Source organism: Bacteroidia bacterium, from assembly GCA_033391075.1.
Classification (GTDB): domain Bacteria; phylum Bacteroidota; class Bacteroidia; order J057; family J057; genus JAWPMV01.
Window position 1 is genome coordinate 41,301 of sequence record JAWPMV010000003.1, and the last position, 12,167, is coordinate 53,467.

At 43.6% G+C, this 12,167-nt stretch carries 8 protein-coding genes and 1 pseudogene; 2 read left to right on the forward strand and 7 right to left on the reverse strand.

Features of this window, described 5'->3' with window-relative positions; translation table 11 throughout:
• The first annotated feature begins 160 nt into the window (after window positions 1-160).
• Entirely contained in the window at window positions 161-3,784 is a 3,624-nt protein-coding gene (locus R8P61_33310) for an endonuclease (protein ID MDW3652001.1), read from the forward strand.
• Between the two features lie 43 nt (window positions 3,785-3,827).
• Entirely contained in the window at window positions 3,828-4,460 is a 633-nt protein-coding gene (locus tag R8P61_33315; GenBank protein ID MDW3652002.1) for a hypothetical protein, read from the forward strand.
• 41 nt (window positions 4,461-4,501) lie between these two features.
• On the opposite strand, the gene R8P61_33320 is transcribed toward R8P61_33315, so the two are convergent.
• From R8P61_33320 to R8P61_33350, 7 genes and pseudogenes are all read right to left on the reverse strand, one after another.
• The gene (locus R8P61_33320; protein ID MDW3652003.1) at window positions 4,502-5,782 is read right to left on the reverse strand and encodes a hypothetical protein; all 1,281 of its coding nucleotides are present in this window, start codon (window positions 5,780-5,782) and stop codon (window positions 4,502-4,504) included.
• Window positions 5,783-5,858: 76 nt separating this feature from the next.
• Entirely contained in the window at window positions 5,859-7,277 is a 1,419-nt protein-coding gene (locus tag R8P61_33325) for a TolC family protein (protein MDW3652004.1), read from the reverse strand.
• Entirely contained in the window at window positions 7,274-8,641 is a 1,368-nt protein-coding gene (locus R8P61_33330; GenBank protein ID MDW3652005.1) for an HlyD family efflux transporter periplasmic adaptor subunit, read from the reverse strand. The genes R8P61_33325 and R8P61_33330 overlap by 4 nt, the downstream gene beginning before the upstream one ends.
• A 2-nt stretch (window positions 8,642-8,643) precedes the next feature.
• A complete protein-coding gene (locus R8P61_33335; GenBank protein MDW3652006.1) occupies window positions 8,644-10,353 on the reverse strand; it encodes an ABC transporter ATP-binding protein in 1,710 nt (569 codons plus the stop codon).
• Window positions 10,354-10,455: 102 nt separating this feature from the next.
• Entirely contained in the window at window positions 10,456-10,761 is a 306-nt protein-coding gene (locus R8P61_33340) for a hypothetical protein (GenBank protein ID MDW3652007.1), read from the reverse strand.
• A 20-nt stretch (window positions 10,762-10,781) separates the two neighbouring features.
• Window positions 10,782-11,456 (reverse strand): TetR/AcrR family transcriptional regulator, encoded by a 675-nt coding sequence (locus tag R8P61_33345; GenBank protein MDW3652008.1) that lies wholly within the window; start codon window positions 11,454-11,456, stop codon window positions 10,782-10,784.
• A gap of 114 nt (window positions 11,457-11,570) precedes the next feature.
• Window positions 11,571-11,934: pseudogene (locus R8P61_33350) on the reverse strand (sodium-dependent bicarbonate transport family permease).
• Window positions 11,935-12,167: the final 233 nt, after the last annotated feature.

The window sequence follows — 12,167 nt, forward strand, 5'->3', positions numbered from 1 at the left end:
AAGTTATTGAATTAGCTCTTGTCAATATTATTAAATTATTAGGATCTGATTTTTTGTTTGGAAATCTGCAGTACTTAGATTTTCTTAAGAACGCGTCAGGGAAATATTTTTTGGATCGAAATATTTACTAACACTTCTACCCATACGTAATACAAACTACATGAGAAAGCAACTACTATCTACAGGATTAGTCCTTCTATTCCTTGGACTCAATTCTCTTTTTGCCCAAACTCCTCCTCCCGGAATAAGCGGGCAGGCATTTCGAGACTGGATCAAGACAAATTTTTATGACGGTTTCCATACGACTCTTGGCTATTCTACTGCCCGGGGATATATGTATGGGTACATAGACAATGACAATGGTACCCTTACGGGAGTTTACAGCGGATACCAGCTCTCATGGGCTTATGGGAATACAGGAACAAATCCTGCCCCAATCAATGCAGAACATACAGTCCCTCAAAGTTTTTTCGGAAGCGCAGAACCGATGCGCTCAGATATACATCATTTGTTTCCTACCTATGGTAACTGGAATAGCACCCGATCAAACTATCCTTTCGCAGATATAGATGATAATACTACGACCAAATGGATGTACCTGGATCAGGAACAAACGAGCATCCCCAGCAGCAATATTGACTTTTATAGCGAGTACGCCAATCAGGAATTTGAGCCTCGGGAAGACCATAAGGGAGATTGTGCCAGGGCTATTTTTTATTTCTATACGATGTATCCCACACAAGCTGGGGCAATTGCTTCCGTTGGAGATTTAAATATGCTTTATCAATGGCACCTTCAGGATCCTCCGGACACAGATGAAATTATGAGAAATATTTCCATTGAAACCTATCAGGGAAATCGAAATCCTTTTGTGGATAATCCTGATTGGGTAGCGGATGCATGGGAAATATCTACTTCCGGCCCTGCCACTCCTGGCAATTTCCAATTGGTCGCCGGAGCATCCAGTCTGAATCTGAGCTGGACAGACGTGGCCAATGAGACGGGTTACAATCTCTATAGATCTACCGATAACGTGAATTTCAGTTTGCTTGCAAATCCAGCTGCAGATGCAGTATCCTATAGCGATGGAAATGTAAGTCAGGGAAGCACATACTACTATTATATCGAAGCCTTCAATGCCACTGGAACAAGTAGTGGTAGCAATATCATCAGCGGACAAACTCAGGGAGGAAGCGGAGGAAGCGCCACAGATTTGCTGATTTCAGAATATATAGAGGGTTCCTCATTTAATAAGGCGCTGGAAGTAGCCAATTTTACCGGATCCACGGTATCGCTTTCTGGCTATGTGTTGAAGAAACAAACCAATGGTGCAGGGGCATGGGGCAGTGATTATGCCTTGAGTGGTAGCCTTGCACAGGGAGATGTATTTGTGATAGCAAACAGCTCTGCAGATCCAACGATATTGGCTCAAGCGGATGTAAACACCGGAAGTGGAATTGTAACCTTCAATGGAAATGATGCCATCGGTCTCTTCAAAAACGGGACTTTGATTGATATTCTTGGAACATTTAACAGTGCTTCAAATTATGCTCAGGATGTAACTTTGGTCAGGAAATCGAGCATTGATAGCCCCAATAACATCTATACTACTTCCGAGTGGGACAGCTATGCTAGCAATACCTTTACAGATTTAGGTAGTCATACCTTTAATGGAGGAAGCGGAACAAACCCACCAGCTGCTCCTGCCAATGTTCAGCTTGTAGCAACTACTACTTCTCTGGATTTAAGTTGGGATGACCTGAGTGATGAAACGGGATATACCCTTTACAGAAGTACCGATAATGTAAACTTCTCCAGCCTTGCCAGTCTGGGCGCCAATGTAGTAAGTTATTCAGATGCAGGCCTAAGTCTTGAAACGACTTATTATTACTACCTGGAAGCTTTTAACAGTGCAGGAAGTAGTCCGGCAAGCAGTACCGTCAGTGGTGCGACCCTACCACAAGCACCTGCTGCACCTGCAAATGTAGACCTGATTGCGACCACAATAGATTTGAATATTTCCTGGGATGATTTGGCAAATGAGGATGGATACCTGATTTATCGCTCTGATGATAACAGCAACTTCTCTCAAATAGCCAGCCTTGCTGCTGATGAAATAGGCTATACAGATAATACCATCCAGCTCCTGACAACTTACTACTATTATGTAGTTGCCTTTAATGCAGGAGGAAATAGCCCTAATAGCAGCACTGTCAGTGGCCAAACTGAATTCAGCGGTCCAGCTGCAAGCGATCTGCTTATTTCTGAATATATCGAAGGTTCTTCTTTCAACAAGGCCCTCGAGATTGCCAACAATACTGGAGCGACGGTTGACATGAGTGCTTATGTATTGAAAAAACAAACCAACGGTTCAGGTGCCTGGGGTAGCGATTATGCCCTGAGTGGAAACCTGTCTCAAGGTTCAGTATTCGTAATTGCAAACAGTTCGGCCAATGCTTCCATACTCGCAGAAGCAGATATAAGTACCGGCAGCGGGATTGTCACCTTCAATGGCAATGATGCAATCGGTCTCTTTAAAAACGGAATTCTAATCGACATGCTGGGTACCTTCAATAGTGCCGCTACCTATGCCCAGGATGTCACCCTGGTAAGAAAAGCTTCAGTAGACAGCCCGGTCGATGTGTACAATTCTGGCGAATGGGACGTATTCGCAACCGACAACTCCAGTGATCTGGGAAGTCATACCTTCAACGGAGGTGGGCTCAATCCACCTGCAAGTCCTGCGAATATTGCTCTGACTGCGACTACAAGTGACTTAAGCCTTAGTTGGGATGATGTGACAAATGAGGACGGATATATTGTTTATCGTTCTTCGGACAACCTAAACTTTAGCCAGCTTGCCTCTCTTGCTTCCAATGCTACTTCCTATACAGATAATAGTATTACTCTGCTTACTACCTATTACTATTACCTGGTCGCCTTTAATGCAGACGGAAATAGTGCGAATAGTAGCACGGTCAGCGGACAAACCGAGGACAATTCTCCTACTGCTTCCGAAGTATTCATCTCTGAGTACGTTGAGGGTAGTCAAAGGAACCGTGCCATTGAAATTGCAAATTTCACCGGTGCTTCAGTTGATCTTGGCCAATATAGTCTTAAGCGTCAAGCCAACGGTGGCGGAAATTGGAGAAATACCTTTAGCCTAAGTGGAACTCTGCAAGATGGCGAAGTATTTGTTTTAGGACATTCTTCGGCAAGTTCCGGTATAACAAGTGTAGCAGACCAACTGACCAGTTCAGGTATTATGAACTTCTCAGGCAATGATCCCATAGGTCTGTTTAAAAATAACGTACTGATTGACATTGTAGGAACCTTCAATGGAGGAAATGGAAACTTTGCCAGAAATACCACGCTTGTCAGGAAGGCATCTGTTACCGATCCAACTACCAATTATACGCTTGCTGAATGGGATGCTTATGGAAGTAATACCTTCTCCTTCCTGGGAGCGCATACTTTCGGGAATCCTCCTGCACGTTTAGCTGAAGAAAACATTTCAGCCATCCTTATCCAGGAAGTAAAGGCCTGGCCAAATCCCTTCTATGATCAGCTTATAGTGAATTATGAAATCAGCGGAGATACGGAAGTGGAAATGGATATTTACAGCCTGACGGGCCAAAGGGTAAAACTTCTGAAGAGCCCTGGCTTTATAATGGCAGGCCAACATCAGCAAAAACTGGATCTTGGTGAAATACCTGCGGGCATTTACCTGCTTCGCCTCAGAAGCAGTACGGATCAGAAAGTAATTAGAATTGTAAAACGATAAATGATTTGAGGGAGCAAATTTCTTTTGCTCCCTCCTCTTTCTTATGAATAAATCAGATTTATTAGCTGAAGCGTTAAGGCGAATAGAGGTAACTTTTGAGAAGAAATTAACTGCCCTCAATCTGAATGATCTTCAGTTGGACGAAATACCGGAGAGATTACTCCAGGCAAGCCACTTGAAGGTCCTGGGGCTGGACAATAACCGCTTCGAGACACTGCCGGAAGAAATTGCCCGCTTGAAACAGTTGAGGGTTTTGGACTTGTCTGCAAATCGACTGAAGCATCTCCCTTCCAGTATTGGACAGTTTGCGGATCTCCGAGTTTTAAACCTCAAAAACAACCGCTTAAAATCCTTGCCTGAAGAAATAGGAGGGTTATCTTCCCTTATGATGCTGGAACTACGGGATAACCAACTCAAGGAGCTACCCGCTTCTATCACCCAACTACCCAAACTTCGTGAGCTATACCTAAAGGCGAATAAACTGAGGACCTTTCCTGTCGGCATAGAGAATCTTTCTCTATTGATAAAACTTGACCTTAGTGAGAATAAACTGGCAGAAGTTCCGAAAAATCTGAGTAGACTTTCGGAATTGCGTATGCTTTGGTTAATGGGAAATAAATTTGAAAGTGTCCCTGAAGAATTACTTCCTATTTGTGACCTGGGAAGCTTAAATTAGGGAAAGGCAGCAAAAAAAAATACTCATCCCAACTCAGGGTTTTATTTCAACCTACCCTCATAATAGAGTTTGTCCTCAGACTCAAGACGCAGCGCTCGTACCTCTCCGGTTCCGTGAAATTGATATCGTATTCCTGCAATTACTCCCGGATCACGGCTGAGTTTATGTTCGAATACCTTTTCCCCATTCATCCAAACCTCTAGCTGCCTATCCTCCATTTCAATTTCCATTTTTGTCCACTGGCTCACATCAAGTCCAAATCCCGAGAGATCAGAGGATGAGCCTTCCATACTTTCTCCCGGTAAATACATCGCTAATTCACCAACACAACCTTTGATAGAAAAAGGAATAATGATAGGCCCTCGGGAACAAATCAGGTGAAGTCTTCCTTTCTGACAAATCGCCTCTCCCTCTTTCATGCTATGTCGAAATTCCGTTTCAAAGAGAAAATTACTGGCCGAGAGATCTCCAAAGTCTTTGACGAAATGTAGTTCGGTATAAGGGATGCTTTGGGTCAGGTCAAAACCCGCTTCTACAAGATGTTCCCTTCGTATACCCAAAGCAGTCTCACCCAACATCTCCTCTCTTGTCAAATAAACGGGAACCGGATCTTTCTCAATGGTCCCCATCCAACCGTTGGAGGGAATATGCAGATCTTTTTCTATAACGACTTCCTCATTGAGGATCAGTTTAGCCTGATAGAAACCTGGGTAATAATATGTACTGGCGAAATAGTCCTGATCTTTTTCCACTCTATGTCTGAGGCGGGGGTCCCAGGATTGCTGGATGAAAACAGAATCGGCCTGAGAGCGGGCAGCATCATAGCGGAAAATTACCGTATTCGGGATACCAGTGGTCAAAGGTTCGAACTCAAAACTAATCCCACTGCTGTCTATCCTGGAAATCCCTGCTTCTTTTTTGGGAGTATCCGGCCAAAGTATATAGGAAAGCAGGGCCAAAGACACAACTCCTAAAGCGGGGATCAATAGGCGTTTCAGGGGAATGGATATGGCCTGGATTTCGCCAGACCGTTTTTGTTCTTTTTTCTTCTCCCCTTCACATTTCTCTAAGTCAATCCAGTTTTTATAACCTATAAACTGAGCCAGGGTATCCAGAGTGTTTGGAGACGGAAGGGAATGATACTGTACTTTCCCCCACACCCGCTTCAAGGTCATGGCACTCAGCTGAACCCGGGTTTCTTCCCAGATCCTCTGAGCCAGTTCTTCGAAATGACTATTCCTCCAGCCGGCAGAATCCGGCCAGTCCATTTTTTGCTCGATCAAAACGAGACAGCGTTTCAGCAATAACTCCTGATCTATCATAACAAATTGAGAGCCTGTGATACAAAGATACACAAGCCCTCTCGAACCGCCTTATTAAGTCGTAGATTATCCCTTATTATTGAAGATCTGATAGAAGTCCCAGGCTGTATCGGCTTTCTAATTCTGCTTTGCGGTTCTTCACCAGGATATCCAAATACTTCACCTGCGCTTGTACATAACTACTCTCCCGGGAGTTGACGAGAAAGAGCGAACTTTCCCCTGCACGAAACATCCTCCGCTCTGCTTCAAGCAAACGCGAGTAGCCCTCTACCCTATCGCGGGCCAGACCACTTTGGCGAAAACTGTTATTGACTTTATTGAGGGCAATCTGCGCTTTCGTAGAAATTCCTTCCTGCTTTCCCGAGATATCGTAACGGAGAGACTCCATCTTAAGTCGATTCAGATTGATGGCTGCTCGTTCCTTTCTCAAAAACAAGGGCATGCTAAAGCTAAAACCCCAGGCATAATTGTTTGTATTGAAATTTGATACCCAGCTGTTCCCGACGGGTTCTGTGAGGAAATTGTACTTCAAATCGAGTTTGGGTTTCAATTGCTCTCGCTTCAATCTTTGTTCGATCCCCAATTGTTCAAGTTTAAATCTGGATTGAGCTAAATTTGGATGGAGGTAAGCCAAAGAATCTATTTCTTGGAGAAAACGCTGGTCAGGAAGTATGGCATCTACCTCTGTGTTTGCTAGCGGTATTGTTTCGCTTGCAAGCTCCAAAGGAATTATCCCATCCCTCCATAGAAAAAGTTCGAGCAGGGTGCGAGCATTTTCCAGTTCCAACAAGGCTTCCTGAGCACTAAGTTGGCGGTTTTGTACCTGAATTTCTGCTTCCAGTGTATCGATAAAGGCCCGGTCTCCCAGTTCTGCTCCCTGTTGCACTGCCCTCAACCTGACCTCTGCAAGGCTTTGGGCATCCCGATAAACCTCTAATACATGATAAGCCTTAAACCAGTCCCAATAGGCTTTAGCAGCCTCGTAGAAGACCTGATTGCGAAGTTCGCGTCTTTCCTCCAGGCTACTTCTCTGTGCGATTTGGGCCTTGCGAAGACTGGCTCTACGTTTATCGATAAATAAGCCTCGCCCTACAGGAAGGGAAACTCCAGCATGGGCCAAACCTCCATCCGGAACCGTTCGCTCGGGATTTAAAAAGACTCCCTGATTTTGTTCAAATCCTCCATAAAACTCCAGCCCAAACCAGGTGGGTATTTTCATCCCTCCTTCAAAGACATCATAATAGGTCTTGCCATCAAAGTTCTTGTTCGCCAGATCTGAAATCAGTTTGGGATCAAAAGCGCCCCTGGCTGCCTTAACTCCCTGGCGTCCTTGTTCCGGGAATAGTTCCGCCTGAAGAGACAGGGGATGATGCTCCTCTACGATTTCCATGAAGCTATCAAAGCTCATGACTTTCTTTTCCTGTCCCAGTATAGGAAGACTCAAGCAAACGGAGAGCAGGATGTATAATAAGAAGACTTTACTCAGCTTCATCATTTCAGTTTGATCGGTGCTTTAACTTTCTCTTTCTTCTTTTTATCGATATCGTAGAAATCCGGTGGAAAATCATTGATCTGACGCCAGAGTTCATACCAAACGGGAACCTCATTTAAGAGGATCATACTTTGGGTACCTGCACCAACTCTCAAGGCATTGGGCCAGATGTGTTCATCCTCATCTGGAGCTACCAACACCCGGTACATCCCATTATCGCTGATGAAATTGTCTATGGCGAATACCTTCCCTCCATAGGTTCCTACACTGGTATTGGGCCAACCGGAGAATACGATGGCTGGCCAGCCGTCAAACATAATTCTGACTTTCTGTTCCTTATTGAGTAATGGCAAATCGAGAGGTTTGACATACATCTCTACTGCCAGTTCATATTTGGATGGCATGATGCTCATCATTTCTTCTCCGGCTTTTACTGTTTCCCCTAATCCTGACTGAATGGCCTTGGTAATAAAGCCATTTTGCGGAGCGGTGATGTAGTATAAACCTTGTCTGACGCTGTAATTTGCGTACTGATTCTGGAGTTTGCTCAAAGTTGCCTCTGCATCATACTTACCTGAAAGGGCACTAAATTTATCCGATTCTGATTTGGCGATTTTATCCTGGTATTGCGCTTCTATGGAGGAAAGTTCCACATGCGCATTTATGACTTCATTACGGCTTCCCAGAACTTTGTTTTCCGCCGAAATCTTCTCTGCCTGTGCCTTCTGCCATTTCAGTTTGCGACTTTCATACTCTGTCAATGATTTTAAGCCATCTTTGTACAAAGAATCAATACGATCCAGCTGCCTTTGTGCGATTTCCAGATTGATGCGCTTAGCCACCAAATCAATACTATCCGTTTTCAATTTAAATTGAGATTGCTGGAACTTGTTTTCAGCTTGCTGCAATTTTAGTCGGGAGGTTTCTCCCAGAACTTTGATCTGATTGTTCAGGGCGTTTACCTTGCCGTCATAAGAACGGATAGCAGATGCTTTGGCATTTACCTGCTCCTGTGTTCTTTGGAGTAAATCAGGATCCCAATAGGCATCCTTGATCTCGGAAATAAAGAGAATGGTATCTCCTTTTTCCACAAAATCACCCTCTCTTACATACCAGGCTTCTATCCTTCCATCAATGATCGAATGAATGGTTTGTGGTCTTTGGTCTGGCATTAAGGTTGTAATGTAGCCATCCGAACGAATATTCTGGGTCCAGGGCAAAAACATCAAGCCAAAAAGCAGGATAAAGAAAATCAGAATCAAGCGAATAAGGCCTTTACCCGATTCCCAGTTCTCCACCTGGGAAAGGGCCTCGAACTTATCAAAGTCGATTTCCTTACTGACACTTTTCGGAGAAATATTCAACATAATTATACGCTTAATGGTGCTGATTGAGATAAATGATTGTCTGCATTATCGTCCACGATTCGTCCATCTTCCATGATGAGGATTCGGTCGAGTTTTTGGGCGAAATAGGGATCAGAGGAAACTGCTATCAGGGTCCATGGATTAACAGGGTCTGTGAGAAAATCAATGATCTTTTTACGCTCGATGATATCCAGTTGCTCCAGGGCATTTTCCAGGAGCAGGATACGTGGTTTGTGGGCAATACTTCTTGCCAGCAAAAGTCGTTGGATGATTCCTCTCGAGAGTTTCTTCCCCAGTGGATCAAGCATGCTGTCATAGCCATTGGGTTGAGCGCGTATGAAGCTTTCAAGTCCCATGGCTTTGGCGGCCCATTGTACATTTTCGAAGCTGGCTGATTCACGACCAATGGCAATATTTTCCAATATGGTCCCTTGAAAAATCTGCTCGTCTGACATATAATCACCTGTCAAATCTCTCAGAGAGGTCATGGTTAGATTTCCCTTCGGCAAACCATTGTAGCTGACGCTGCCCGTATTCACATCATACAGACCCGCAATGACCTGAAGGAGGGTGCTTTTTCCCGCGCCATTAGGACCGGCAACAAGTACCTTTTCCCCTGGCCCTATTCTCAAGTCCAGATCAGAAAGGGTATTTCGTGGATACTCAGGATAAGCAAAGGCCACTTTTTCCAGAGATATTTCAATCCCTCCCTCATCACAGGCATCGAGAAGTTCAATTCCTTCCCTTTTTTCCATATTCATATCTGTAACCTGCCCAATCTTTTCCAGAGAGGTTAGCACATCATAAATCGTTTCAAGGCTCATGATCATTTTTTCTACCGAGCCCATGATCAAAAGGATGATAATCTCTGCGGCAACGAACTGTCCGATGTTCATCTGTTGTTGCATCACAAGTATGCCACCAATAGCCAGGAGGCCCATTGCCATAAGAACTTTAAATGCGATCATCCAGCCAAACTGATTGACGACGATGCGGAAGTGCTTATTTCTTGCCTCCAGATAATTACCTACTTCTTGATCTGTGCGCTCCAGGTGAAGATCTGTTCTTCCTGCCAGCTTGAAAGTCATATTCGTTCTGGCGAGTTCTTCCAGCCAGTGAGCCACTTTATATTTATACTTGGATTCATCCAAACTGGTATCCAAACCCCTGCGTCCCAGAAAAAGGAAAATAATGTAGACGAGCAGGATCAAGGCTACACTAAAGAGAATAAAGAAGGAGTGATAGAAAGAGAGCAGCAAGAGTCCAAAGATCAATTGGATGGCTGCGGTAGAAAAATCGATGAGAATTTTTGACATTCCTTTCTGCAAAGAAATAGTATCAAAAAATCGGTTCATCAATTCCGGAGCATAGTGCTTGTACAGAGTCTCCATCCGTATACGTGGAACCCGATAGGCAAATTCAAAAGCAGCCCGTGAGAATATCTTTTGTTGCAGGTTCTCCACGATATACATCTGGTAGATTTGCAAAACACCAGAGAATGCGATACCCAGCAGAACAATACTTACCAAAATTACCCATGAGGAGTTTATCTGTCCGCCCTGGATCAGGTTTACTATTGCCTGAATACCCAGCGGAAGAGAAAGCCCAATGAGGCCATTGAAAATGGCATAGATATATACATTTCTAATCTCGGTCTTGTCTGGTTTAAGCATGCGCCAGAAACGCTTGACCGGAGTCAGTGTTGTTGTCATGAAAATTTGTTTTGCTTAATCTGCTTAAACAGAATAAAGGATGATTGATTCGGATGTTTAGGACCCGTAATTGCGTGTATGTGTAATGTAATGGAGTGTTATTCAGATACGCTCAGGAGGGGGATCGATACTTATAAGTTCTCGGGCGGTAAGAGAGAAAAATCGGGTGTACCCATAGGCTGTTTTGGATTGTACAAATTCAGCGCCCATGCCTATGCCCACATACTCCTTTTCCAACTCATTTTCTTCCTGTTCTTCAGTTTCTTCTTGGGATTCCAGGCTTTCAACTTCTTCTGCCAGATCGGCTGTTAGCTCTGTATTCTGAGCATGAAGTATCCCTGTTCCATTCATTCCCAAAATGGAGATGATTAAAAATGAGAGTAAGGAATTCGATAATTTATATAGCATAGAAATTTTCATCTCAAAAGCTATTTGAGGGCTTTAAAAACCATTTCCTTATAAAACTCTGAAATAGAATCTTCCCCTTTAATGGTATCAGTAAGTCGAGGAAGGTGCTCAGCAAAATACCGTTGATGATGAGCTCCTTCGATTACTGTGGAAACCATCATACGTGGATATTTGAAAGTAGGATCTATTTCCAGGATAATTTCACTTACCCTTAGTACCAATTGCTTATAACCGAGAAACATACCTTCCTTATTATCTGCATCTACTTCCTTGGTCAAATAGGCTTTGGAAGATTCGGAAATGATGATTCGATGCAACTTGATTTCATTGATATGGGTAAAAGCATTGTCTTCCTGTACTTCTTTGGTCAACAAGGCCAGGGCTTTCTTCAAGCGTTCTATGGGTGAATCAATATTGGCCAGGGCAAAGACAAGTTGATACTCCATCCAGGCCCAGTACCATGAGCTCAAGTAAAGCAGTAATTTGTGTTTATTCTCAAAATAGCGGTAAACAGAGGCTTCCGTCGAAGAGATTTCCCGGGCAAGTTTGCGGAAGGTAAAATCTTCAAATCCCATGGCCTCGATCATCTCAATACTATTGGAAATGATCTTCTGCCCCAACTCACTGGATTCAGGATGCTTGAGATAAATTTTCTCATGGACCTGAAGGCTGATATTTGAAAGAAGTCTATGCACCTGTTAAATAGTTACAAACATTTATGATAGTATTACTATTGTTCTTGCATAGAGAACGATCATAGCTGCATAGTGTTTCGATCTAATACATATTCTAATGATCTTTTAATCTGATCAACTTATTTGTATCAGATAGAGATAAACAGGCATACCCAGGGTTATGTTAAAGGGGAAGGTTATTCCCAAGGCCATAGGAAGATATAATCCAGGATTGGCTTTGGGAGCTGCTATCCGCATCGCAGCAGGAATAGCAATATAAGATGCACTGGCAGCCAGGATCGCCAGCAGAAAACTTCCCTGCAAGATCAGTGAAATAAGTACTTATATAGGCCGTCAGCAATCCATTGAAAAGGGGTACAAGGATTGCGAAGGCCAGGGCAAAGCCACCTTGCTTGAAAAAGGAATCAATCTTCTTTCCATTGCTTATCCTCATATCCAATAAAAAAACTGCCAGAAATCCCTGAAATAGATCTGTGGTGGAAGCTTTAGCCCCAGGCTAACTGTAAGATTTTCTGAAAATCGGATCTGGCTTCCTTCATGCCGAGAGATCCAGGTACAAAGCCTTTCCCATATTTGCAGACCTTTATAGATAAAGTTGAGTAATTCCTCTTAATCATTTCTTTACTATTGGCACGGAAATGATCCCTCCATCAGACGAAAGAATGTTTCTTACATAGATTTTTACCTCCGCTTTCCTCTAACTAGCTTCGC

Coding starts and splice junctions, on each gene's coding strand:
- R8P61_33315 (MDW3652002.1), top strand. CDS start 3,828: ATGAATAAATCAGATTTATTAGCTGAAGCGTTAAGGCGAATAGAGGTA.
- R8P61_33320 (MDW3652003.1), bottom strand. CDS start 5,782: ATGATAGATCAGGAGTTATTGCTGAAACGCTGTCTCGTTTTGATCGAG.
- R8P61_33330 (MDW3652005.1), bottom strand. CDS start 8,641: ATGTTGAATATTTCTCCGAAAAGTGTCAGTAAGGAAATCGACTTTGAT.
- R8P61_33325 (MDW3652004.1), bottom strand. CDS start 7,277: ATGATGAAGCTGAGTAAAGTCTTCTTATTATACATCCTGCTCTCCGTT.
- R8P61_33335 (MDW3652006.1), bottom strand. CDS start 10,353: ATGACAACAACACTGACTCCGGTCAAGCGTTTCTGGCGCATGCTTAAA.
- R8P61_33310 (MDW3652001.1), top strand. CDS start 161: ATGAGAAAGCAACTACTATCTACAGGATTAGTCCTTCTATTCCTTGGA.
- R8P61_33340 (MDW3652007.1), bottom strand. CDS start 10,761: ATGCTATATAAATTATCGAATTCCTTACTCTCATTTTTAATCATCTCC.